The sequence below is a fragment of the Streptococcus sp. K0074 genome, from assembly GCF_048843365.1.
Lineage (GTDB): Bacteria > Bacillota > Bacilli > Lactobacillales > Streptococcaceae > Streptococcus > Streptococcus mitis_BM.
The window spans coordinates 1814937-1840843 of record NZ_CP184836.1 but is presented as its reverse complement, the minus strand read 5'-3'; the positions used below and the strand labels follow the sequence as shown (position 1 = coordinate 1840843).

At 38.7% G+C, this 25907-nt stretch carries 22 protein-coding genes; 19 read left to right on the top strand and 3 right to left on the bottom strand.

All coding sequences use genetic code 11. The features are described 5' to 3' along the window. Nucleotides 1-479: 479 nt before the first annotated feature. Nucleotides 480-1421 (bottom strand): Rpn family recombination-promoting nuclease/putative transposase, encoded by a 942-nt coding sequence (locus tag ACN076_RS08980; protein ID WP_420789864.1) that lies wholly within the window; start codon nt 1419-1421, stop codon nt 480-482. A gap of 141 nt (nt 1422-1562) precedes the next feature. Beyond that, complete coding sequence (locus tag ACN076_RS08975; RefSeq protein WP_420789863.1) at nt 1563-2114, bottom strand: GNAT family N-acetyltransferase; 552 nt, start codon at nt 2112-2114, stop codon at nt 1563-1565. 282 nt (nt 2115-2396) lie between these two features. Here ACN076_RS08975 and ACN076_RS08970 point away from each other — a divergent pair, with 282 nt between their 5' ends. The 13 genes from ACN076_RS08970 (at nt 2397) to ACN076_RS08910 (ending at nt 17999) form a co-directional block, all read left to right on the top strand. Continuing rightward, complete coding sequence (locus ACN076_RS08970) at nt 2397-3377, top strand: acetylxylan esterase (protein WP_420789862.1); 981 nt, start codon at nt 2397-2399, stop codon at nt 3375-3377. Between the two features lie 565 nt (nt 3378-3942). Further along, the gene (locus tag ACN076_RS08965) at nt 3943-7542 is read left to right on the top strand and encodes an SIALI-17 repeat-containing surface protein (protein WP_420789861.1); all 3600 of its coding nucleotides are present in this window, start codon (nt 3943-3945) and stop codon (nt 7540-7542) included. 291 nt (nt 7543-7833) lie between these two features. Beyond that, entirely contained in the window at nt 7834-8532 is a 699-nt protein-coding gene (locus ACN076_RS08960; protein WP_420789860.1) for an N-acetylmannosamine-6-phosphate 2-epimerase, read from the top strand. A 24-nt stretch (nt 8533-8556) separates the two neighbouring features. Continuing rightward, nucleotides 8557-9009 carry a YhcH/YjgK/YiaL family protein gene (locus tag ACN076_RS08955; RefSeq protein WP_000587482.1) on the top strand — a complete coding sequence of 151 codons (453 nt, stop codon included), beginning with the start codon at nt 8557-8559 and terminating at the stop codon, nt 9007-9009. An 18-nt stretch (nt 9010-9027) separates the two neighbouring features. Next, nucleotides 9028-10365: a sugar ABC transporter substrate-binding protein gene (locus ACN076_RS08950; protein ID WP_265480281.1), complete on the top strand. Its 1338-nt coding sequence runs from the start codon at nt 9028-9030 to the stop codon at nt 10363-10365. Between the two features lie 78 nt (nt 10366-10443). Further along, nucleotides 10444-11328, top strand: coding sequence for a carbohydrate ABC transporter permease (locus ACN076_RS08945; RefSeq protein WP_000237988.1), 885 nt, complete (start codon nt 10444-10446; stop codon nt 11326-11328). Continuing rightward, nucleotides 11328-12161 carry a carbohydrate ABC transporter permease gene (locus tag ACN076_RS08940; RefSeq protein ID WP_000730332.1) on the top strand — a complete coding sequence of 278 codons (834 nt, stop codon included), beginning with the start codon at nt 11328-11330 and terminating at the stop codon, nt 12159-12161. The genes ACN076_RS08945 and ACN076_RS08940 overlap by 1 nt, the downstream gene beginning before the upstream one ends. A gap of 16 nt (nt 12162-12177) precedes the next feature. Further along, nucleotides 12178-14271 (top strand): neuraminidase NanB, encoded by a 2094-nt coding sequence (gene nanB, locus ACN076_RS08935; RefSeq protein ID WP_265480280.1) that lies wholly within the window; start codon nt 12178-12180, stop codon nt 14269-14271. A 12-nt stretch (nt 14272-14283) separates the two neighbouring features. Next, nucleotides 14284-15387 (top strand): Gfo/Idh/MocA family protein, encoded by a 1104-nt coding sequence (locus tag ACN076_RS08930; protein ID WP_000241736.1) that lies wholly within the window; start codon nt 14284-14286, stop codon nt 15385-15387. 69 nt (nt 15388-15456) lie between these two features. Continuing rightward, nucleotides 15457-16374: a dihydrodipicolinate synthase family protein gene (locus ACN076_RS08925; protein WP_001281499.1), complete on the top strand. Its 918-nt coding sequence runs from the start codon at nt 15457-15459 to the stop codon at nt 16372-16374. Nucleotides 16375-16391: 17 nt separating this feature from the next. Beyond that, a complete protein-coding gene (locus ACN076_RS08920) occupies nt 16392-17276 on the top strand; it encodes an ROK family protein (protein ID WP_420789858.1) in 885 nt (294 codons plus the stop codon). Nucleotides 17277-17371: 95 nt separating this feature from the next. Then, entirely contained in the window at nt 17372-17659 is a 288-nt protein-coding gene (locus ACN076_RS08915) for a hypothetical protein (protein ID WP_153226342.1), read from the top strand. Next, nucleotides 17649-17999 carry a type II toxin-antitoxin system RelE/ParE family toxin gene (locus ACN076_RS08910; RefSeq protein WP_153226343.1) on the top strand — a complete coding sequence of 117 codons (351 nt, stop codon included), beginning with the start codon at nt 17649-17651 and terminating at the stop codon, nt 17997-17999. Before ACN076_RS08915 ends, ACN076_RS08910 begins: the two co-directional genes overlap by 11 nt. Before the next feature lie 61 nt (nt 18000-18060). On the opposite strand, the gene ACN076_RS08905 is transcribed toward ACN076_RS08910, so the two are convergent. Next, entirely contained in the window at nt 18061-18912 is an 852-nt protein-coding gene (locus tag ACN076_RS08905; RefSeq protein WP_420789857.1) for a MurR/RpiR family transcriptional regulator, read from the bottom strand. Between the two features lie 193 nt (nt 18913-19105). Here ACN076_RS08905 and pbp2b point away from each other — a divergent pair, with 193 nt between their 5' ends. The 6 genes from pbp2b to ACN076_RS08875 all read left to right on the top strand — a co-directional run bounded on the left by pbp2b (nt 19106) and on the right by ACN076_RS08875 (nt 25840). Continuing rightward, nucleotides 19106-21163, top strand: coding sequence for a penicillin-binding protein 2B (gene pbp2b, locus ACN076_RS08900; protein WP_081097309.1), 2058 nt, complete (start codon nt 19106-19108; stop codon nt 21161-21163). A 10-nt stretch (nt 21164-21173) separates the two neighbouring features. Beyond that, a complete protein-coding gene (recR, locus tag ACN076_RS08895; protein ID WP_000966748.1) occupies nt 21174-21770 on the top strand; it encodes a recombination mediator RecR in 597 nt (198 codons plus the stop codon). A 175-nt stretch (nt 21771-21945) separates the two neighbouring features. Next, nucleotides 21946-22989, top strand: coding sequence for a D-alanine--D-alanine ligase (locus tag ACN076_RS08890; RefSeq protein ID WP_420789856.1), 1044 nt, complete (start codon nt 21946-21948; stop codon nt 22987-22989). An 84-nt stretch (nt 22990-23073) separates the two neighbouring features. Continuing rightward, a complete protein-coding gene (locus ACN076_RS08885) occupies nt 23074-24444 on the top strand; it encodes a UDP-N-acetylmuramoyl-tripeptide--D-alanyl-D-alanine ligase (RefSeq protein ID WP_153193120.1) in 1371 nt (456 codons plus the stop codon). Continuing rightward, nucleotides 24434-25045 carry an NUDIX hydrolase N-terminal domain-containing protein gene (locus tag ACN076_RS08880; RefSeq protein WP_420789855.1) on the top strand — a complete coding sequence of 204 codons (612 nt, stop codon included), beginning with the start codon at nt 24434-24436 and terminating at the stop codon, nt 25043-25045. Before ACN076_RS08885 ends, ACN076_RS08880 begins: the two co-directional genes overlap by 11 nt. A gap of 90 nt (nt 25046-25135) precedes the next feature. After that, complete coding sequence (locus ACN076_RS08875; protein ID WP_420789854.1) at nt 25136-25840, top strand: TIGR02206 family membrane protein; 705 nt, start codon at nt 25136-25138, stop codon at nt 25838-25840. Nucleotides 25841-25907 lie beyond the last annotated feature (67 nt).

Below are 25907 nucleotides of genomic sequence, written 5' to 3'. Positions count from 1 at the left end.
CAACAAAATAAGATTGAACAGGAGAAAAAGGGCGGAAATGCTCTTTTTTTGTTTCTAAAAGCACAATTTATTGAATCTAAAATAGCACACTGCGGATTCTAAAAAAATTCTAGAAATTATAGTAGATTGAATCCGAAATAGTTCACCGAGTTTTCTAAAACATTGCTAGAAATTAGCTTGAATTCCGCAATCAATTTGTTCAGTTTTTATTTCATTTAACTATAATTTGACTTTCCTAATTTCTTTGTTCATATCTTATTTCAATACACCATATCTTACTATTTCAGAGCCCGCATCTAGCATAACTAAAAAAACAGATTCTTCCATCTATTACGGAAAAATCTGTCATTGATTTAATGATTTACAAAAACTCCAACCACGGTTTGCGAATGCTATCCTTGCTGGTTTCTCTATATTTTTTTAGTTCTAAGAACGCCATCTTGACTAGATGGTTTTCTTGACCGTTATTTGTGATTGTCTTAATCTTTCAATAACGCCTCAAACTCAGCGACAGTCATACCCAATTGATCACTTGCAAATTCGGAAGTTAAAACATGTTGGCGTACCATATCCAGAAATGCAAGAAGTTTCCCTTCTTCCCTTCCTTCAACTTTTCCACGCTCCAGTCCCTGTTCAAGACCACGTTCCAACCCCTGTTCAATCCCTTCTGCCCTAGCAGTTTCCAAGGCATAATCATGAGCCAATAATGCCTGTTCTTCACGCATACGTAGTTGACTAAACATTTTCCTGTCCTCCTCGGACCAGCTCTTGTAGTCTAGCAGTTGGTCTGCCTGGCTGATGGCTCGCTCGGGTTGCTGGGTAAAGGGTTTATTCCCGAAAAACTCCAACCACGGTTTACGAACCTCGTCTTTGCTGGTTTCTCTGTATTTTTTTAATTCCAAGAACGCCATCTTGACTAGATGGTTTTCTTGACCGTTATTTGTGATGGTTAAGACCTCACCTGTCGTATCCTCTCGCATACTAAAACTGTGAAAGGCTAAATCATCCTGAAAGTAGTTGCTGTCCACAATTGCAATGGAGTAAACAGGAGCGATATGCTTGTAACTCTGGTGGGTGTCACCTTCACGTTGGCGAATTTTCTCAAGATTCTGATTGACCTGACTACATAGATAAGCCCACAAGCGATTGATGAAAAAATTCTGATGATGTACTTGTATTTCGATAATAACCTGTGTTCCATTGTCCAACTCTGCCAAAACGTCTATACTAGTGTAAAAATCCTGAGCCGAGTACGGCAAGGAAGGTAGTACATGAATATTGCTCCCCTCCAAAATGGTCACATTTTTGGCTGGCAAGTCCAGCATATCGCGAATAAATTGACAAGTGATTTCTGGATTGCTAAAAATCTTCTTAGCAACCAAGTCATTGGTTGGGCTAATGCCCGGATGTCTGAGAATCATCCATTCCCTCCTTCTATTATACCATATTTTAAAATCTAATTTTGCTAGATTCGATGGTTCTATCTATTTATTCGGAAAAAAGAGGATAAATGAAATAGTAAATAAAAAATAAGAACAGCGGATAAGCAATAAATTTTAAGATTATCTGTCTTCTCCGCTTATCTGATAATAAATAAGGTTCGCAATATAGCCTTTTCTCTCTACCCCATTTGCAACAGTCTTTAGATAGGACATTCCAGTCTTATCCATAACATGACCTGAAGCTGGGTTGAGACTGGTATATCGTGCTTTGACTTTTTGAAAACATGCTTGAGTAAAACAAAAGTCCAAGACAGATTTCAAAGCCTCCGTCATTATACCATTTCCCCAGTAAACCTTTCCTAGCACATAGCCAATTTCACAACTTGAATCATCCTCATCTATCTTAACGATACTGATATCTCCTATCACTTGCTCTGGGTTTTCTTTGAGGTAAATGGCCCATTTGTAATAGTTGGGATTGGCATAGGAAGCAACCCAATTACGAATTGAGTTTCGAGTGTTCTCAACATCAGGATGGGAATTCCAAGTAACATAGGTCAGATTCTCAGCAGACGAAGCCCAATTTTGAAACATGGCTTCCGCATCACTCTCCACAAATCTTCTCAAGATTAAATGGTTTGTCTGTAATATTTGCGTACCTATTGCTTTCATGATGTTACCTCGCTTTCTGGTGTGTGATTCTCTATTCAATATCCATTGAAACTATAGTATATCGAGATAAGCTGTAGACAAATCAACTGGGGCATTTACATTAATTTCTAAAAATACTTTAGAAGTTAATTGGTACTATTCTAGATTCAATTTATTAGACTTTCAGTCAGTAGGTTTGAAGAAAAAAATCTAAATTCATTTTCTATTTACCCTTCTTTCTTGCATTGCTTTTCTAGATATGCTACAGTTGTGGTAGCGATTACAAAATAAAAGGAGCATGCTATGAAAAATCCAGCTTTGCTAGAAGAAATTAAGACCTATAAAGGTAGGGATGAGGTTCCAGAAGACTTTGATGCTTTCTGGGATGAGGAAGTGAAAAAAGTTTCAACTCTTCCAGCCTATCAGTTGGAGGAAAGAGATTTCCACCTTCCTCAAGTCAAGTGCTATGAGTTAACCTTTGAAGGGACCAATGAAGGCAAGGTATATGCACGCGTTGTTCTTCCAAAGAGTGAGGAGAAAGTTCCTCTAATCTTTCATTTTCATGGTTATATGGGACGTGGCTGGGACTGGGCCGACATGCTGGCCTTCACTGTAGCTGGTTACGGTGTTGTTTCCATGGATGTACGGGGCCAGTCAGGTTACTCGCAAGACGGCTTGCGTTCTCTTCTAGGAAATACCGTTAAGGGGCATATTATCCGTGGTGCTGTGGAAGGTCGGGAGCATCTCTTTTATAAGGATATTTATCTGGATATTTACCAGTTGGTCGAAATTATTGCCAGTTTGCCTGAGGTTGATGAGAAGCGACTTTCTAGCTATGGGGCCTCACAAGGAGGGGCTTTAGCTCTGGTTGCAGCAGCGCTTAATCCTCGAATTGAGAAAACTGTTGCCATCTATCCTTTCTTGTCAGACTTTAGACGGGTGCTTGAGATTGGTAATACAAGTGAAGCCTATGACGAACTTTTTCGTTATTTCAAGTTCCATGATCCATTCCATGAAACTGAGGAGGAAATCATGGCGACCCTTGCCTATATCGATGTGAAAAATCTTGCCCATCGTATCAAGGGTGAGGTCAAGATGATTACGGGCTTGGACGACGATGTTTGCTATCCGATTACCCAGTTTGCGATTTACAACCGTCTCACCTGCGATAAGGCCTATCGCATCATGCCTGAGTATGCCCACGAAGCCATGAATGTCTTTGTCAATGACCAAGTCTACAACTGGCTCTGTGGTAGTGAGATTCCTTTTAAATATGTGAAGTGATGAATGAGAGAGCCTAGTAGCTCTCTTTTTGTACAGAGTCTAGTCAGCAAATATTCTAGTTCATATATCCTTTGAAATTCATTCTCTTCGAAAATCTCTTCAAACCACGGCAGCTTTATCTGCAAGCTCAAAGCAGTATCTTGAGTAGCCTGCGGCTAGCTTCCTAGTTTGCTCTTTGATTTTCATTGAGTATAAGTTTTTTTCTGGGCTGTGGTGTCAAACAATTCATTTTCTATCTAGTTGGGTATAAGTTCTTTCAAGACATTGGAAAGCGTCTGTGAAATATGTTATAATTTATAAGAAAATATACAGTTTGGCTACAAATGAACATTTATATATAAGTTTATGTATAACTTAGTTTTTCTGATTAGGATAATATCTTATAAAAAACTATATTCTTGGAGATACAGTACTTAAATAGCATTTGTAAAGTAGCAAAATAGTCTATGTCTATTTTTATTGTAAGAATCAAAGTAGAGAGTGTTATGCTAATGGAAACTGTAATATTTTATTTTTTAGAATATACTTGGTTAAATTAACTTTGAAAGTTAAAGTGAGGTAATATATGTTTATATGTTTAAAGGGTTTAGGGAAATTTCGTAAATCCAAAGCTTATGGTTTGGTTGGTTGTTTGACACTATCCGCAGTGATTGGCTTAGCTGCACCAGAGTTACCAGTTATTGGTGGCGGGGTTGTTTCTGCGGATGTCATTCAAGGCGGTAGCGATATTCACGATGTGGACGTTCATAGCAAGTCTGCGGAAGGTGTTGCTATGACCTATACCACTTATGATAGCGGAACAAGTGGAAAACAAACCGCATCAGGTAGCGGTGTCTTTGTAGCGCCGAATGTGATGGTAACAGTAGCTCATAACTACTATGATAAAAACCAAGAGGATAAGTCTGCAGTATTGCGTGGTGGGGAGTCTGCTCGTAGTTATGTTGTGATGAACTCAGAAACAGAGAAGAGTAATAAAGTACCTACTTCAGGGGTATCAGAAGCTCTTGAAAAAGACTCTATTCACTTGTATAACGGCAAAGATTTTGGTAAAGACTATAGCAACGACTTAGCAGTAGTGGTAACTAAAAAACCTGTAGAAGCTATGACAGGGGGAGAAGACTCCCCAAGAGAGTTGAGTGATAAAGAGGTTTCTACTGGTGATAAAATCACTATGGTCGGATATCCTAATGATTTTTCGACTCCAAATTTAAGTAAAGAAAATAAAGCTCGATTGAAAGACGGTAAGGCTTATTCAGTCTCAACAACTGTGAGCAGTATCAATAAAGAGAGTGGTGCAGTCACTTATCATTCCTCAGCTTTAGGAGGTTTTTCAGGTGCTCCTTTGTTTAATGATAAGGGAGAGGTAGTCGGTATCCACCAGCACGGAACAAATACTTCAAACGCTCCTGAGAGTGAGCGTATTGGCGGTGGTACTATCTTTACGGACAAGCACAGAGCTTGGATTCAGTCAATGATTGATAAATATGGTATAAAGGGTTGGTATATAGATGGTGCAAACCGTTACTACTATGATGAAAATCATATAGCTTTAAAAGATGTAGAGTCTGAGATTGACGGTGCTTTGTATAGTTTTGATGAAAAAGGTCGAGCTACTTTAGTAAAAGGTGAAGAAAAAGGTCGTGTTTTACTTCGAGTGGAAGATACTAAAGGAACTCGTTTGATTTCAGATAAGGTTGTTCAGGAAGGTCCTGTCGGAAGTGGCTTGAATTTTCATTTAAGACAAAATCCAGACTTCAAACAGTTAATAGCAACTTCCCCAACAGCTAAAGTGGTATCCTATAACGGAGTGCCAATTAACAAACTAGCAAGTGATACTACTTGGTCTGATGACTATGTCAGTAAGTTAGCTTTAGGAGATACAATTATAAGAGCGGTAGTAGATTCGGTAACTCCTCCATCAACGTCTTCTTCGGATTTTGCAAGAACTGAAGTTGGTAAAGTCGATTTGAGTGGTAAATCGAATTTACCTGTACCTAGTAAAGAGGTGTTACAAGCTCCGAATGGCTCAGAAAATTTCTATGCTACAACGCACATTCAAACGCCAGATGGGTCGGGGTCAGGTACTTTAATTGCACCAAATTTGGTGTTAACAGTCGCTCATAATTTCTTAACAGTTAAAGGTTCTGAGGTAGTTACTAAATCTGGTCGTACCAATACAGTGTATAAAGCAACTTTACCGAATGGGTTGTCTGTGAATTTTTCAGATGATGATATTGTTTATTGGAATAAGAAAGACTCTGTATTTGGCTTTAAAAATGACTTAGCTTTGGTTCGGTTAAAAGAAGCAGTAAAAGGAGTAACTCCTGTAGAGGTTGTAAAACAATCTTCGAAAGTTGCAGAGGGGGATTCAGTTTCGGTCTATGGTTTTCCAGATAACAAGCTAAGTCCAGTTTTAGATAGCAAAGTAGTAGGAACTACAGACTTCGGTTCTGGAATAGAGGGAATTAGCTATGGAGGTACGAAACCTGGAGCGTCTGGTGGTGGTCTTTATAATGATAAAGGTGCTTTAATTGGAGTTCACCAAAATGGTGTTGTAGGAAGCCGCAGTGGTGGTTTAGTCTTATCAAAAGAGCAGCTGGATTGGGTTCGTTCTTATATTGAGGGTCAACCAAAAGATCCTGTCTATGTGGAAGATAAAGAAGTGGAACCTTCTAAGAAGGATTCGGATAAGGATTTAGCTGGGAAATTAGATCCAAAAAAAGATAGCGGAAAAGAAGATTCTGGTATTTCAGGTACATCTGGTGACTTTGCAGCTCCTACAGTCGCTAAGCCAGAGTTTACAGGCGGAGTTAACGGAGGCGACTCACTTGTTACAGAAGTTCCAGAGTATAGCGGTGTTCTCTCCACATTAGGAGATTCTCCAGCTCCTACAGTCGCTAAGCCAGAGTTTAAAGGTGGCGTGAATGGAGGCGAATCCCTCGTTACAGAAGTTCCAGAGTACAGAGGCTTCCTATCCACATTAGGCGATTCTCCAGCTCCTACAGTCGCTAAGCCAGAGTTTAAAGGCGGCGTGAATGGAGGCGACTCACTTGTTACAGAAGTTCCAGAGTATAGTGGTGTTCTCTCCACATTAGGTAATTCTCCAGCTCCTACAGTCGCTAAGCCAGAGTTTACAGGTGGCGTGAATGGAGGCGACTCACTTGTTACAGAAGTTCCAGAGTATAGCGGTGTTATATCCACATTAGGCGATTCTCCAGCTCCTACAGTCTCTAAGCCAGAGTTTACAGGTGGCGTGAATGGGGGCGACTCACTTGTTACAGAAGTTCCAGAATATAGTGGTGTTCTATCCACATTAGGTAATTCTCCAGCTCCTACAGTCGCTAAGCCAGAGTTTACAGGTGGCGTGAATGGTGCGGATGCTGAGATTCATCACCTTCCAGACTTCACAGGCGGAGTGAATGCAGTAACTAGTGTTGTGTATGATGTAGAAAATTATACAGAAGTATTATCTACAGCAGGAGAAGGAAGTTCAGTAGTGAAATCTACTGATAAACAAGTAAATAATAAAGACAGTAAGGATGAAGCAGAAACTAAGCACGTTATCACAGAAATTGCTAGTTCACAACGTATTTTAAAAAATGAAACAGGAAGTATTCAAATTCAAGCTTCAGAAGAAGTATTGAAAAATGTGATAGGTATTCAAATTCAAGAAATTCAAGTTAGTGATTTAAGTTCATTAAACTACAAAGCATTTGATATCAAATTGAAGGATGTAAATGGTAGATATGTTAAACCTGAAGGAAAAGTCCTTGTTACTTTTGCTACAGATCAGTCCGTTGAGAATGTTTATGCTGTAGATCCAGAAGGAAAACTACACACTATTGAATTCGAACAAAAAGATGGAAAGATTATTTTTGAGACTAATAATCCTAGTATTTATGCGATGATTTTCCGACACTCCATTGACAATCCACCATTTAAAAATTCTACAGAAGATAACAAGGCTGAGGAACTTTCACTGTCGCCTAAATTGTTATCAACAAATGAAAACTCTGAATCTAATCGATTAGAGAATAAAGTAAGTAATAATGAGCAGTCAATGTTACCAAAAACAGGTGAGAATAAATCAATAACAACAGTTTTGCTTGGTTTTGTGGGAATGATCCTTGGAGTAATGATTTTCTATAAACAAAAAGACAGTTAACTTTGTCTTCAGTTGTTCTTTGAATTTTTATGTTCATATAAAATAAGCCAGTCTGGAATCTAATAAGATAGTTAGAATTCTGGACTGGTTTTATTGATATAGAAGTTTATAATAAGATTCGTAATTTTGAGTAATAGGTACGGATATTTATGTTATCTGAAACTACTTTCAGAAACAGCTGTTCTATAAAATACTTTTGAAACTGAAATCTATTCTATGACAACTTATTGAAAGCGCTTTAAAAATAGTATATAATTGTCTCATAAGAAAAAAGGAAAAGGAGGAAAGAGGATGCCACAGATTACTAAAGAAGCCTTGATTGCACAAATCAAAGATGGAATCATCGTTTCTTGCCAGGCCCTTCCTCACGAACCGCTTTATACAGAAGCGGGAGGAGTCATTCCCTTGCTGGTCAAAGCGGCTGAGCAAGGTGGAGCAGTCGGTATCCGAGCAAATAGTGTTCGTGATATCAAAGAAATAAAGGAGGTTACAAAACTTCCGATTATCGGGATTATCAAACGAGATTATCTACCTCAAGAACCCTTCATCACTGCCACTATGAAAGAAGTTGATGAACTAGCAGAACTAGATATTGAAGTGATTGCTCTAGACTGTACTAAACGCGAACGCTACGATGGTTTAGAGATTCAGGAGTTTATCCGTCAGGTCAAGGAAAAATATCCTAACCAGCTCTTGATGGCTGACACAAGTACCTTCGAAGAAGGACTAGCAGCTGTAGAAGCAGGGATTGACTTTGTCGGAACAACCTTATCAGGCTATACATCTTACAGTCCAAAAGTGGACGGACCAGATTTTGAATTGATCAAAAAACTCTGTGATGCAGGAGTTGATGTCATTGCCGAAGGGAAAATTCATACACCAGAACAAGCCAAACAAATTCTTGGATATGGAGTGAGAGGTATCGTTGTTGGTGGCGCCATTACTAGACCAAAAGAGATTACAGAACGCTTTGTTGCTGGTCTTAAATAAAAAATAAAGAAAGGGGGATTGAGTATGATTATTACTAAAATCAGTCGTTTAGGAACTTATGTGAAAGTAAATCCACATTTTGCAACATTAATAGATTTTCTAGAAAAAACAGGACTAGAAAATTTAACAGAAGGTCCGATTGATATCGATGGTGATCGATTATTTGGTAATTGCTTTACTTATCTAGCAGACGGTCAAGCAGGAGCCTTCTTTGAAACTCACCAAAAATATTTGGATATTCATTTAGTTTTGGAAAACGAAGAAGCCATGGCTGTTACGTCGCCAGAAAATGTAAGCGTTACCCAAAAATATGATGAAGAAAAAGATATTGAATTATACACAGGAGAAGTGGAACAGTTAGTTCATTTGAGAGCTGGTGAATGCCTTATCACTTTTCCAGAAGATTTACATCAACCCAAGGTTCGTATAAATGATGAACCTGTTAAAAAAGTTGTCTTTAAAGTTGCGATTTCTTAATGTAGAAAGGGAAGAACAATGAAAAAAATGAGAAAGTTTTTATGTCTAGCTGGAGTTGCGCTAGCAGCCGTTGCCTTGGTAGCTTGTTCAGGAAAGAAAGAAACTACAGCTGACACTGAACCACCGACAGAATTATCTGGTGAGATTACAATGTGGCACTCCTTTACTCAAGGACCACGTTTGGAAAGTATTCAAAAATCAGCAGATGCTTTTATGCAAAAGCATCCAAAAACCAAAATCAAGATTGAAACATTTTCTTGGAATGACTTCTATACTAAATGGACTACAGGTTTAGCAAATGGAAATGTACCGGATATCAGTACGGCTCTTCCTAACCAAGTAATGGAAATGGTCAACTCAGATGCTTTGGTTCCGCTAAACGATTCTATCAAGCGTATTGGACAGGATAAATTTAACGAAACTGCCTTAAATGAAGCAAAAATCGGAGATAATTACTACTCTGTTCCTCTTTATTCACATGCACAAGTCATGTGGGTTAGAACAGATTTGTTAAAAGAGCATAATATTGAGGTTCCTAAAACTTGGGATCAACTCTATGAAGCTTCTAAAAAATTGAAAGAAGCTGGAGTTTATGGCTTGTCTGTTCCGTTTGGAACAAATGACTTAATGGCAACACGTTTCTTGAACTTCTACGTACGTAGTGGTGGTGGAAGTCTCTTGACAAAAGATCTTAAAGCAGATTTGACAAGTCAACTTGCTCAAGATGGTATTAAATACTGGGTTAAAATGTATAAAGAAATCTCACCTCAAGATTCTTTGAACTTTAATGTCCTTCAACAAGCTACCTTGTTCTATCAAGGAAAAACAGCATTTGACTTTAACTCTGGCTTCCATATTGGAGGAATTAATGCCAACAGTCCTCAATTGATTGATTCGATTGATGCTTATCCTATTCCAAAAATCAAAGAATCTGATAAGGAACAAGGAATTGAAACCTCAAACATTCCAATGGTTGTTTGGAAAAATTCAAAACACCCAGAAGTTGCTAAAGCATTCTTAGAATCACTTTATAATGAAGAAGACTACGTTAAATTCCTTGATTCAACTCCAGTAGGTATGTTGCCAACTATTAAGGGGATTAGCGATTCTGCAGCCTATAAAGAAAATGAAACTCGTAAGAAATTTAAACATGCTGAAGAAGTGATTACTGAAGCTGTTAAAAAAGGTACTGCTATTGGTTATGAAAATGGACCAAGTGTACAAGCTGGTATGTTGACTAACCAACACATTATTGAACAAATGTTCCAAGATATCATTTCAAATGGAACAGATCCTATGAAAGCAGCAAAAGAAGCAGAAAAACAATTAAACGATTTATTTGAGGCTGCTCAGTAGATGTAAAAGACTAGAAAATAGGTGGGCTAGTGAGCTGAAAAGCCCTAGCCCAATCTTGTAAAAGAAGGGAGAAGGAGAATGGTTAAAGAACGTAATTTAACTCGCTGGATATTTGTTTTGCCAGCTATGATTATCGTAGGATTACTCTTTGTTTATCCGTTTTTCTCGAGTATTTTTTATAGCTTTACCAATAAGCATTTGATTATGCCTAATTATAAATTTGTTGGTTTAGCTAACTATAAAGCTGTGCTATCAGATCCCAACTTCTTTAATGCGTTCTTTAATTCAATTAAGTGGACCGTTTTCTCATTAGTTGGTCAAGTTTTAGTAGGGTTTGTATTGGCTTTGGCTCTTCACAGAGTACGCCACTTCAAGAAATTATATAGGACCTTATTGATTGTTCCTTGGGCATTTCCTACCATCGTTATTGCCTTTTCTTGGCAGTGGATTCTAAACGGGGTTTATGGCTACTTACCTAATCTAATCGTAAAATTAGGTTTAATGGAACATACGCCTGCATTTTTGACAGATAGTACATGGGCATTCCTATGTTTGGTGTTTATCAACATTTGGTTTGGAGCGCCGATGATCATGGTTAATGTGCTTTCAGCTTTGCAAACAGTACCAGAAGAACAATTTGAGGCTGCTAAGATAGATGGTGCTTCAAGTTGGCAAGTGTTCAAATTTATCGTCTTTCCACATATCAAAGTGGTTGTAGGGCTTCTAGTCGTTTTGAGAACTGTATGGATCTTTAATAACTTTGACATTATCTACCTAATTACAGGTGGTGGACCAGCCAATGCTACAACGACGCTTCCAATTTTTGCCTACAACCTAGGTTGGGGAACTAAATTGTTGGGTCGTGCTTCAGCAGTTACAGTATTGCTCTTTATCTTCTTGGTGGCAATTTGCTTTATCTACTTTGCTATCATCAGTAAGTGGGAAAAGGAGGGGAGAAAATAATGAAGAAGAAATCCGGTATTTATTTAGATATTCTCTCACATGTACTCTTGATTGGTGCGACCATCGTTGCAATTTTCCCATTGGTATGGATTATCATATCTTCTGTCAAGGGGAAAGGGGAATTAACTCAGTATCCAACACGATTTTGGCCTGAACAATTTACATTAGATTATTTCACTCATGTTATTAACGATTTGCACTTTATTGATAACATTCGAAACAGTTTAATCATTGCCTTAGCTACAACCGTTATTGCGATTATTATTTCTGCTATGGCAGCCTATGGTATTGTTAGATTCTTCCCTAAATTGGGAGCAATCATGTCGAGATTACTTGTCATTACCTACATTTTCCCACCAATTTTGTTAGCAATTCCCTATTCAATTGCCATTGCTAAAGTTGGATTAACAAATAGTTTATTTGGCTTGATGATGGTTTATCTATCTTTTAGTGTTCCATATGCAGTTTGGCTCTTAGTTGGATTTTTCCAAACAGTTCCAATTGGAATTGAAGAAGCAGCTAGAATTGATGGTGCAAATAAATTTGTTACATTTTATAAAGTTGTGCTACCGATTGTAGCACCAGGTATTGTAGCAACAGCTATTTATACATTTATCAATGCTTGGAATGAATTCTTGTATGCTTTAATTTTGATTAACAATACAGGAAAGATGACAGTAGCAGTAGCTCTTCGATCTCTTAACGGTTCAGAAATTTTAGACTGGGGAGATATGATGGCAGCATCTGTTATTGTGGTTCTTCCATCAATTATTTTCTTCTCTATTATCCAAAATAAGATTGCAAGTGGATTATCAGAAGGATCTGTGAAGTAAACGAAAGAAGGAAAAAATGAATAAGAGAGGTCTTTATTCAAAACTAGGAATTTCTGTTGTAGGAATTAGTCTTTTAATGGGAGTACCCACTTTGATTCATGCGAATGAATTAAACTATGGTCAACTGTCTATATCTCCTATTTTTCAAGGAGGTTCATATCAACTGAACAATAAGAGTATAGATATCAGCCCTTTGTTATTAGATAAATTATCTGGAGAGAGTCAGACAGTAGTAATGAAATTTAAAGCAGATAAACCAAACTCGCTTCAAGCTTTGTTTGGTCTATCTAATAGTAAAGCAGGCTTTAAAAATAATTACTTTTCAATTTTCATGAGAGATTCTGGTGAGATAGGTGTAGAAATAAGAGACGCCCAAAAGGGAATAAATTATTTATTTTCTAGACCAGCTTCATTATGGGGAAAGCATAAAGGACAGGCAGTTGAAAATACACTAGTATTTGTATCTGATTCTAAAGATAAGACATACACAATGTATGTTAATGGTATAGAAGTGTTCTCTGAAACAGTTGATACATTTTTGCCGATTTCAAATATAAATGGTATAGATAAGGCAACACTAGGAGCTGTTAATCGTGAAGGCAAGGATCATTATCTTGCAAGAGGAAGTATTGATGAAATCAGTCTATTTAATAAAGCAATTAGTGATCAGGAAGTTTCAACTATTCCCTTGTCAAATCCATTTCAGTTAATTTTCCAATCAGGAGATTCTACTCAAGCAAACTATTTTAGAATACCGACATTATATACATTAAGTAGTGGAAGAGTTCTATCAAGTATTGATGCACGTTATGGTGGGACTCATGATTCTAAAAGTAAGATTAATATCGCGACTTCTTATAGTGATGATAATGGGAAAACGTGGAGTGAGCCAACTTTTGCTATGAAGTTTAATGACTATGAGGAGCAGTTAGTTTACTGGCCACGAGATAATAAATTAAAGAATAGTCAAATTAGTGGAAGTGCTTCATTTATAGATTCATCCATTGTTGAAGATAAAAAATCTGGGAAAACGATATTATTAGCTGATGTTATGCCTGCTGGTATCGGAAATAATAATGCAAATAAAGCTGATTCAGGTTTTAAAGAAATAAACGGTCATTATTATTTAAAACTAAAGAAGGATGGAGATAATGATTTCCGTTATACAGTCAGAGAAAATGGTGTCGTTTATGATGAAACAACTAATAAATCTACAAATTATACTATAAATGATAAGTATGAAGTTTTAGAGGGAGGAAAGTCTTTAACAGTTGAACAATATTCGGTTGATTTTGATAGTGGCTCTTTAAGAGAAAGGCATAATGGAAAACAGGTTCCTATGAATGTTTTCTACAAAGATTCGTTATTTAAAGTGACTCCTACTAATTATATAGCAATGACAACTAGTCAGAATAGAGGAGAGAGTTGGGAACAATTTAAGTTATTGCCTCCGTTCTTAGGAGAAAAACATAATGGAACTTACTTATGTCCCGGACAAGGTTTAGCATTAAAATCAAGTAATAGATTAATTTTTGCAACATATACTAGTGGCGAACTAACTTATCTCATTTCTGATGATAGTGGTCAAACATGGAAGAAATCCTCAGCTTCAATTCCGTTTAAGAATGCGACAGCAGAAGCGCAAATGGTTGAAATGAGAGATGGTGTGATTAGAACATTCTTTAGAACTACTACAGGTAAGATTGCCTATATGACTAGTAGAGATTCTGGAGAAACATGGTCAGAAGTTTCGTATATCGATGGAATTCAACAAACTTCATATGGTACACAAGTATCTGCAATTAGATACTCTCAATTAGTTGATGGAAAAGAAGCAGTCATTTTGAGTACACCAAATTCTAGAAATGGCCGTAAGGGAGGTCAATTAGTTGTCGGTTTAGTCAATAAAGAAGATGATAGTATCGATTGGAAATACCACTATGACATTGATTTGCCTTCGTATGGTTATGCTTATTCTGCGATTACAGAATTGCCAAATCATCACATAGGTGTATTGTTTGAAAAATATGATTCATGGTCAAGAAATGAATTGCATTTAAGCAATGTAGTTCAGTATATAGATTTGGAAATTAATGATTTAACAAAATAAAGGAGAAAAAACATGGTTAAATACGGTGTTGTTGGAACAGGATATTTTGGAGCTGAGTTGGCTCGTTATATGCAAAAGAATGATGGAGCAGAGATTACTCTTCTCTATGATCCAGATAATGCAGAGGCTATTGCAGAAGAATTGGGAGCAAAAGTAGCAAGTTCCCTAGATGAGTTGGTTTCTAGCGATGAAGTAGATTGTGTTATCGTCGCAACTCCAAATAATCTTCATAAGGAACCGGTTATTAAGGCTGCACAACATGGCAAAAATGTTTTCTGTGAAAAACCAATTGCGCTTTCTTATCAAGATTGTCGCGAGATGGTAGATGCATGTAAAGAAAACAATGTAACCTTTATGGCAGGACATATTATGAACTTCTTCAATGGTGTCCATCATGCAAAAGAACTCATTAATCAAGGAGTCATCGGAGACGTTCTATATTGTCACACAGCTCGTAATGGTTGGGAAGAACAACAACCGTCAGTATCATGGAAAAAAATTCGTGAAAAATCAGGTGGTCACTTGTATCACCACATCCATGAGTTGGATTGTGTTCAATTCCTTATGGGTGGCATGCCTGAAACTGTAACCATGACAGGTGGAAATGTAGCCCATGAAGGTGAAAATTTCGGTGATGAAGATGATATGATTTTTGTCAATATGGAATTTTCTAATAAGCGTTTTGCCTTGTTAGAATGGGGTTCAGCTTATCGTTGGGGTGAACATTATGTCTTAATCCAAGGAACGAAAGGCGCTATCCGCCTAGACTTATTCAACTGTAAAGGAACTCTTAAGCTAGATGGGCAAGAAAGCTATTTCTTGATTCATGAATCGCAAGAAGAAGATGATGATCGTACTCGTATCTATCATAGTACAGAGATGGACGGAGCAATTGCTTATGGTAAACCAGGTAAACGTACTCCATTATGGTTATCATCTGTCATTGACAAAGAAATGCGCTATTTACATGAGATTATGCAAGGAGCTCCAGTCTCAGAAGAATTTGCAAAACTATTGACAGGTGAAGCAGCTCTAGAAGCAATTGCTACTGCAGATGCTTGTACCCAATCTATGTTTGAAGATCGCAAAGTAAAATTGTCAGAAATTGTAAAATAAACATAATGGTAAAGGGGATGAAAAATTTATTTTCTCCCCTCATTTCGGAAATAAGTTAGGAGAAAATCTATGTCAGATTTAAAAAAATACGAAGGTGTCATTCCAGCCTTTTACGCATGTTATGATGATCAAGGAGAAGTAAGTCCAGAGCGTACACGTGCCTTGGTTCAATACTTCATTGATAAAGGTGTTCAAGGTCTCTATGTCAATGGATCTTCTGGTGAATGTATTTACCAAAGCGTTGAAGACCGCAAGTTGATTTTGGAAGAAGTAATGGCAGTTGCCAAAGGTAAATTAACTATTATTGCCCATGTTGCTTGCAACAATACTAAAGATAGTATGGAACTAGCTCGTCATGCAGAAAGCTTGGGTGTAGATGCCATTGCAACGATTCCACCAATTTACTTCCGCTTGCCAGAATATTCAGTTGCCAAATACTGGAACGATATTAGTTCTGCAGCTCCAAATACAGACTATGTTATCTACAACATTCCTCAATTGGCAGGTGTTGCTCTGACTCCAAGTCTTTATACTGAAATGTTGAAGAATCCCCGTGTTATCGGTGTGAAGAACTCTTCTATGCCAGTTCAAGATATCCAAACTTTTGTGAGCCTTGGTGGAGAAGACCATATCGTCTTTAATGGTCCAGATGAGCAGTTCTTAGGTGGCCGCCTCATGGGTGCTAAAGCTGGTATCGGTGGTACATATGGTGCTATGCCAGAACTCTTCTTGAAACTTAATCAGTTGATTGCGGATAAAGATTTGGAAACAGCGCGTGAATTGCAGTATGCTATCAACGCAATCATTGGCAAACTCACTTCTGCACATGGAAATATGTATGGTGTGATTAAGGAAGTCTTGAAAATCAATGAAGGATTGAATATTGGTTCTGTTCGTTCACCATTGACACCAGTAACCGAAGAAGATCGTCCAGTTGTAGAAGCAGCTGCAGCCTTGATTCGTGAAACCAAGGAGCGCTTCCTCTAATTCATAAGGAGGTATTTATGACACACTACGTTGCAATTGATATCGGTGGAACCAACATCAAATATGGTTTGATCGATCAAGAAGGCCAACTTGTTGAATCCCATGAAATGCCAACTGAGGCGCATAAAGGTGGCCCTCATATCTTACAAAAGACAAAAGATATCGTTGCCAGTTATCTAGAAAAAGGCCCAGTAGCAGGTGTTGCTATTTCTTCTGCAGGAATGGTGGATCCTGAAAAGGGTGAGATTTTCTATGCTGGCCCACAGATTCCAAATTATGCAGGAACCCAGTTCAAGAAGGAAATCGAGACTAGCTTTACTATTCCTTGTGAAATTGAAAATGATGTCAACTGTGCAGGTCTTGCTGAAGCGGTATCTGGTTCAGGTAAGGGAGCGAGTGTCACCCTTTGCTTGACCATTGGAACAGGGATCGGTGGTTGCTTGATTATGGATGGGAAAGTCTTCCATGGTTTTAGTAATTCGGCCTGTGAAGTCGGTTATATGCATATGCAGGATGGAGAGTTCCAAGATTTGGCTTCTACAACAGCCTTGGTGGAGTATGTAGCAGCAGGTCATGGAGATCCAGTTGACCAGTGGAATGGTCGTCGTATCTTTAAGGAAGCTACAGAAGGCAATAAACTCTGCATGGCTGGTATTGACCGCATGGTAGATTACCTTGGAAAAGGTCTGGCAAATATTTGCTACGTTGCCAATCCAGAATTGGTCATTCTCGGTGGTGGTATTATGGGACAAGAGGCTATCCTCAAACCTAAGATCCGCACAGCCTTGAAAGAGGCTTTGGTACCAAGTTTAGCAGAAAAAACACGATTAGAATTTGCTCATCACCAAAATACAGCAGGGATGTTGGGTGCTTATTATCATTTCAAGACAAAACAATCCTAGTTTGGCTCAGCCAAACTAGGATTTTCTAATCAAGTTCCCTTGACTTTCTTTATAATTGTGAGATAATAAAAAAATATATAAAGGAATTATATAAAATGGCTATAGCGAATTCAAATAAAATTGTGACCTTCCAAGCTAATAGAGAATTGGTAAATGATGCCATGGAAGTGTTAAAAGAACAAAATCTCTCTCTTTCATCAGCACTCAGATTATTTTTAAAGAATGTTGCCGTAACAAATGGAGTAGATTTACTGAGTGAAGAGGAATTAGAGAAGGAGTATTTGTTTAGACAATTACAAGCAGAAGTTCAAGAAAGTTATGCTAAGATTGAGGCTGGAAATTACTTGACAGATGAGGATGTCGTGACACGCTATGGATTATAAAAAATATAGGATTTTGTATTCTCCTAGAGTGATTGATAGTCTGGATAAAATATATCAGTATATAGCAGAGGAAATCGGTTCTGTAGAGGCTGCGAGACGAAAAGTGGCGAGTATCAGAAAAGATATTAATCGTCTAGAAATTTTCCTCCAAGCTGGATTTGATGCCGATGAAAAATTTGGTAAGAAATTAGATCCTCACTACCAAACGAGAGGATTGACCTTGAGTAAGGATTACATTGTATTATATACAATTGTTGAGGATACCGTCAGACTTGCTTATTTACTCCCTTCAAAAAGTGATTACATGAAGTTATTTAAGACTAAGTCAAGATACGACTGATTCATAATCTTTAAGAGGTATGTTTGGTGATGAATAAAAATCCTAGTTTGGCTCAGCCAAACTAGGATTTTCTGACACGTTTTTGTTTACGATAACCGTTGAGTTTCTTATTTTCCCAGTAGCTATTAAAGATTTTCTCCTTACTTTCGCGATTGATTTCCAAAAAGTAGGCATAAATCAAATCGATAAAGAAGAGCATAGGAAGTTGAGCGGATATTCGTTGGATATAGGAAGGCTGGCTGTGGGTGGCTACAAGAACAGTCTCTGTGTAGACCTGACTATCTTTATTGGGAACACTTGAAAAGAGTACCGTCTTTGCCCCCATCTCCTTAGCGTCTAATAAACTGTCTAAAATAGAAGGTGTTGTGCCAGAAAGTGAGAAACCAAGTACGAGACAATTTTCATCCATAATACTGGTTGTCCAAGCAAAGCCGTCTTGATCGGTCAAAGCCTCGCAGACCACACCCAGACGCATGAAGCGTAATTTCATTTCACGAGCTACGAGGCCAGAACTCCCTGTTCCGAAGAAGTAGACACGCTCAGCATCTTCGATTAGCTGGGCAATTCGTTCTAGTTGGACTTCGTCAATCAAGTCTTGCGTTTGTTCCCTCATATTGCTATAACTTCTGAGGACTCGTTTGGTCAATGGACTGTGCTTGGAGACTTGATTGGCTTGATTTTCTGCCTCATGTTGGTATTGGAAAATAAATTCTCGGTAGCCAGTAAAGCCACACTTTTTAGCAAAGCGGGTCAGAGCAGCCTGAGAGATATGTAATTTTTGAGTAACCTGTTGGGAGGAAAGGTCATCTTGAATCGTTTCTGCTTGTAAAAAATAGCGAGCGATTTCTTGCTCTAGGTCTGTCATTTCTTCAAAATGTGAATCAATGACAGTTGCGATATCTGGTTTGTCCATAGGGAAGGCTCCTTTAAATGAGTCGTGTTGGAAAAAGACTAGATTATTGAACTTTTACATTCATTATAACATATAATATAGGGATGGATAAATAAAAACGTATCTTACTGTAAAAACGAAAAAAAGCTTCTTTCTTTTCCATAATTTTCTGCTCAAATTGTGGTACAATTAAGAGTAAGATTTTAAGTTAGAAATGAGACTGATTTGTATGAGAAAATTTAACAGCCATTCGATTCCGATTCGGCTTAATTTATTGTTTTCAATCGTCATTTTACTCTTTATGACCATTATTGGTCGCCTGCTTTATATGCAGGTTTTGAACAAGGATTTTTATGAAAAAAAGCTAGCCTCAGCTAGTCAGACCAAGGTCACAACCAGTTCTGCTCGTGGGGAAATCTATGATGCTAGTGGAAAACCTTTGGTAGAAAATACATTAAAGCAGGTTGTTTCCTTTACGCGTAGTAATAAAATGACTGCTAAAGATCTGAAAGAAATCGCTAGTCAGTTGCTGGGATATGTGAGCATCAGTTCGCCAAATTTGACAGAACGCCAGCTGGCTGATTACTATTTGGCTGATCCTGAAATCTATAAAAAAACAGTGGAAGCTCTCCCGAGTGAGAAACGATTGGATTCAGATGGCAATCGCCTATCCGAATCAGAACTGTATAACAATGCGGTCGATAGTGTCCCAACAAGTCAACTAAACTATACAGAGGATGAAAAGAAAGAAATCTATCTTTTTAGTCAGTTAAATGCTGTTGGAAACTTTGCGACAGGAACCATTGCGACAGATCCTCTAAATGATTCTCAGGTGGCTGTTATTGCCTCTATTTCAAAGGAGATGCCTGGCATTAGTATTTCTACTTCTTGGGATCGAAAGATTTTGGAAACTTCCCTTTCTTCTATAGTAGGGAGTGTATCCAGTGAAAAAGCTGGTCTCCCAGCGGAAGAAGCAGAATCCTATCTTAAAAAAGGCTATTCTCTAAATGACCGTGTTGGAACCTCCTATTTGGAAAAGCAATATGAAGAGACCTTACAAGGAAAACGCTCGGTAAAAGAAATCCATCTGGATAAATATGGCAATATGGAAAGCGTGGACACAATTGAGGAAGGTAGTAAGGGAAACAATATCAAACTGACCATTGATTTGGCCTTCCAAGATAGCGTGGATGCTTTGCTGAAAAGTTATTTCAATTCCGAGCTAGGAAATGGTGGAGCCAAGTATTCTGAGGGTGTGTATGCAGTCGCCCTTAACCCCAAAACAGGTGCTGTTTTGTCTATGTCAGGACTCAAACATGACCTGAAAACGGGAGACTTGACGCCTGATTCCTTGGGAACGGTAACCAATGTCTTTGTCCCAGGGTCAGTAGTTAAGGCCGCTACCATCAGCTCAGGTTGGGAAAATGGTGTTTTATCAGGAAACCAAACCTTAACAGATCAGCCTATTGTTTTCCAAGGTTCAGCTCCAATTTATTCTTGGTATAAATTGGCATATGGATCTTTTCCTATTACAGCTGTGGAAGCCTTGGAGTATTCATCTAATGCTTACATGGTTCAAACCGCTCTTGGAATCATGGGCCAGACCTATCAACCAAATATGTTTGTTGGAACCAGCAATTTGGAAACAGCTATGGGAAAACTTCGTGCGACCTTTGGCGAATATGGCTTGGGGGCTGCGACCGGAATTGACCTACCAGATGAATCTACTGGATTTGTTCCCAAAGAGTATAGCTTTGCTAATTACATCACCAATGCCTTTGGGCAGTTTGATAACTATACGCCCATGCAGTTGGCTCAGTATGTAGCAACTATTGCAAATGATGGTGTTCGTGTGGCTCCTCGTATTGTTGAAGGTATTTATGGAAATAATGATAAGGGTGGCCTTGGGGAATTAATCCAAGCAATAGATACCAAGGAAATCAACAAGGTCAATATTTCTGAATCAGATATGGCAATCTTGCACCAAGGATTTTATCAGGTTGCTCATGGGACTAGTGGGTTGACAACTGGCCGTGCCTTTTCAAATGGTGCCTTGGTATCCATTAGCGGAAAAACGGGTACAGCCGAAAGCTATGTGGCAGATGGTCAGGAAGCAACCAATACCAATGCGGTGGCCTATGCTCCATCTGATAATCCTCAAATCGCTGTTGCAGTGGTCTTTCCTCATAATACCAATCTAACAAATGGTGTAGGACCTTCCATTGCGCGTGATATTATCAATCTGTATCAAAAATACCATCCAATGAACTAGAAAGGAATTTATGCTTTATCCAACACCTATTGCTAAGCTGATTGACAGTTATTCTAAGTTACCAGGTATCGGGATTAAGACGGCTACGCGTCTGGCCTTTTATACGATTGGGATGTCTGATGATGATGTCAATGAATTTGCAAAAAATCTCCTTTCTGCTAAGAGAGAGCTGACCTATTGCTCCATCTGTGGTCGTTTGACTGATGACGATCCTTGCTCTATCTGTACCGATCCAAGTCGTGACCAGACAACGATTTTAGTTCTCGAGGATAGTCGAGATGTGGCAGCCATGGAGAATATCCAAGAATACCATGGACTCTATCATGTCTTACATGGACTTATTTCTCCCATGAATGGTATTAGTCCAGATGATATCAATCTCAAGAGTCTCATGACTCGTCTTATGGACAGTGAAGTTTCAGAGGTAATCGTAGCAACAAATGCCACAGCAGATGGGGAAGCAACTTCCATGTATCTTTCACGTTTGCTCAAGCCAGCTGGGATCAAGGTTACGCGCCTAGCACGAGGTCTCGCTGTAGGAGCAGATATTGAGTATGCGGACGAAGTCACACTCTTACGAGCGATTGAAAATCGGACAGAGTTGTAAGTGTAGGCAAATTTACGAACTTCATCCATTTATAAAAAATCAAGGAGGCTGAAAATCGATCCGATTGGCCTCTTTTTGTATAGTGTGATGAGTAGGATCAGGTTCAAGTTTTAAAAAAACAAGCAAATATGATATACTAAAGAGCGAGTATTCTAGTAGAATTAGGACAAATAATATGAAACAAACGATTATTCTTTTATACGGTGGACGTAGTGCAGAGCGTGAAGTCTCTGTCCTTTCAGCTGAGAGTGTCATGCGTGCGGTCAATTATGACCGTTTCACAGTCAAGACTTTCTTTATCAGTCAGTCAGGTGATTTTATTAAAACGCAGGAATTTAGCCATACTCCAGGTCAAGAGGACCGTCTCATGACCAATGAAACTATTGATTGGGATAAGAAAATTGCTCCAAGTGCTATCTACGAAGAAGGGGCAGTTGTCTTTCCAGTTCTTCACGGTCCGATGGGAGAAGATGGTTCTGTTCAAGGCTTCCTCGAAGTTTTGAAAATGCCTTATGTTGGTTGTAACATATTGTCATCTAGTCTTGCCATGGACAAAATCACGACCAAGCGTGTGTTAGAATCTGCTGGCATTGCTCAAGTTCCTTATGTGGCTATCGTTGAAGGTGATGATATGACTTCTAAAATCGCTGAAGTTGAAGAAAAATTGACTTATCCAGTCTTCACAAAACCATCAAATATGGGTTCAAGTGTCGGTATTTCTAAATCTGAAAATCAAGAAGAACTCCGTCAGGCTTTGGAACTTGCCTTCCAATATGACAGCCGTGTCTTGGTTGAGCAAGGGGTGAATGCCCGTGAAATCGAGGTTGGTCTACTGGGCAACTACGATGTCAAAAGCACCCTTCCAGGAGAAGTTGTCAAAGATGTTGCCTTTTATGACTATGATGCCAAGTATATTGACAACAAGATTACCATGGATATCCCAGCTAAAATCAGTAATGATGTGGTAGCTGTCATGCGTCAAAATGCAGAAACTGCCTTCCGTGCGATTGGTGGTTTAGGTCTATCTCGTTGTGATTTCTTCTATACAGATAAGGGAGAAATCTTCCTAAATGAACTCAATACCATGCCAGGTTTCACCCAGTGGTCTATGTACCCACTACTTTGGGACAATATGGGAATCAGCTACCCAGAACTAATCGAGCGTTTGGTTGACCTTGCTAAGGAAAGCTTTGACAAGCGCGAAGCGCATTTGCTATAAAAATAAAAGAGAGGGTAGGAGCCAGAACCATCACTGCAAGGTGATCAGAGTTCTCGGACTTCAGCCCTTTTTAAAGGAGTAGAAATGAAATTAACAATCCATGAAGTGGCTCAAGTTGTAGGAGCTAAAAATGATGTCAGTATCTTTGAGGACACCCAGTTAGAAAAAGCTGAGTTTGACAGTCGCTTAATTGCGACAGGAGATTTATTTGTGCCCCTCAAGGGTGCGCGTGATGGTCATGACTTTATCGAAACAGCCTTTGAAAATGGTGCAGCAGCAACCCTGTCTGAGAAAGAGGTTGCAAATCATCCCTATATTCTAGTAGATGATGTTCTGACTGCCTTTCAGCAACTAGCAGCCTACTATCTTGAAAAAACGACTGTTGATGTCTTTGCGGTTACGGGTTCAAATGGTAAAACAACGACCAAGGATATGTTGGCGCACTTGCTATCAACAACCTACAAAACTTACAAAACACAAGGCAACTACAATAATGAGATTGGTCTTCCTTACACAGTTCTCCATATGCCTGAAGGAACAGAAAAGTTAGTCTTGGAGATGGGGCAGGATCACTTGGGAGATATTCATCTCTTGTCAGAATTGGCTCGTCCAAAAACAGCCATCGTGACTTTGGTTGGAGAAGCCCATTTAGCCTTTTTCAAAGACCGTTCTGAGATTGCTAAAGGAAAAATGCAAATTGCAGACGGGATGGCACCTGGTTCCTTGCTTTTAGCGCCAGCTGACTCGATTGTAGAGGACTACTTGCCAACTGATAAAAAGGTGGTTCGTTTTGGGCAAGGGGCAGAGTTGGAAATCACAGACTTGGTTGAGCGCAAGGATAGTCTGACATTTAAGGCTAATTTCTTGGAACAAGTCCTTGATTTGCCAGTGACTGGTAAGTACAATGCCACTAATGCTATGATTGCATCCTATGTTGCCTTGCAAGAAGGAGTGACTGAGGAACAAATTCATAAGGCCTTCCAAAAACTTGAATTGACGCGTAACCGTACCGAGTGGAAGAAAGCAGCCAATGGAGCAGATATCCTATCAGATGTTTACAATGCCAATCCAACTGCTATGAAGCTGATTTTAGAGACTTTCTCTGCCATTCCAGCTAATGAAGGTGGCAAAAAAATCGCTGTCTTGGCGGATATGAAGGAACTTGGTGACCAGTCTGTTCAACTTCATAACCAGATGATTTTGAGCCTCTTGCCAGATGTGCTGGATACCGTTATTTTCTATGGAGAAGATATTGCTGAATTGGCCCAACTTGCCAGTCAAATGTTCCCAATCGGCCACGTTTACTACTTCAAGAAAACAGAAGATCAAGACCAATTTGAAGACCTAGTTAAGCAGGTCAAGGAAAGTCTAGGAGCTAATGATCAAATCTTGCTCAAGGGCTCTAACTCCATGAATCTAGCTAAGCTGGTAGAAAGTTTAGAAAATGAATGCTAGTGATTTTGCCAAGTATCTTCAAAGAATGATTGCCCTTACATATACTGGATTAACCTTTACAAAAGATCCTTTCGACCGTGAGCGCTATCAAGACTTGCGAAGTCTGTTATCTGAAATGTTGAATCAAGCATCAGACCTTGATGCCGAAGAAGTGGCAGAAGTTTTGAAGCCAACTTCCGCTTATGCAACTCCGTTAATGGACGTCCGTGCTTGGATTGTTGAGGACGAAAAGATTTGTCTGGTTAGGGGACAAGGAGAGAATGATTGGGCTTTGCCAGGTGGCTTTGGCGAGGTCGGTTATTCACCAACTGAAAATATTCTCAAGGAAATTGAAGAAGAAACCGGTTTTAAAGCCAAAGTTGAAAGACTGCTAGCGGTTTTTGATACCAATCGTTTCCAACTACAGAGCAAACAATATGCAAAGTTTGTTTTTGAATGTAAGCTTCTTGATGGACAATTCCAAGAAAATCAAGAAATCGCTGACCTTCAATTTTTTGCCATTGACCAGCTGCCGAACTTATCTGAAAAACGCATTACCAAGGAGCAAATAGAGCTTCTTTGGCAGGTTTATCAAGGTCAGAGGGAGCAATATCTTGATTAAGAAGATGATTATCGTATTTCTAAATTCATTTTTGACAAATAGCATGGTATAATAAAATGCAGGAAAATTTTGAATCATGAGGAATACTAGATGAATTTATGGGATATTTTCTTTACGACACAAGCAACAGAACCACCCAAGTTTGATCTTTTTTGGTATGTCAGTATATTTACACTCTTGGCTTTGACCTTTTATACAGCCTATCGTTATCGTGAAAAGAAGGCTTATCAACGATTTTTCCAAATCTTGCAGGCAGTGCAGTTAATCCTTCTTTATGGATGGTACGGGGTTAATCATATGCCATTGTCAGAAAGCTTACCCTTTTACCATTGCCGTATGGCTATGTTTGTGGTGCTTTTGCTTCCTGGTCAGTCCAAATATCGGCAGTATTTTGCATTACTAGGAACATTTGGGACATTAGCAGCCTTTGTTTATCCAGTGCCAGATCCTTATCCATTCCCGCATATTGCCATTTTGTCCTTTATCTTTGGGCACTTAGCTCTCTTGGGGAACTCTCTAGTTTATCTCTTGAGACAGTACGATGCAAGAATGCTAGATGTGAAAAGAATTTTTCTTATGACCTTTGGACTAAATGCCTTGATTTTTGTGGTCAATTTAGTAACAGGTGGGAATTACGGATTTCTGACAAAACCGCCATTGGTTGGGGATCACGGCTTAGTAGCTAATTATTTGATTGTTTCTCTGGCCTTGTCAGCAGCCATTACTTTGACAAAGAAAATCTTGGAACTATTTTTAGAACAAGAAGCAGAAAAAATGATTGCAAAGAAAGCTTAGAAATGAGCTTTCTTTTTTGTAGAATAGACAGATTGTTGACAAAGTTTACAGTGAATGAATTTCTGAA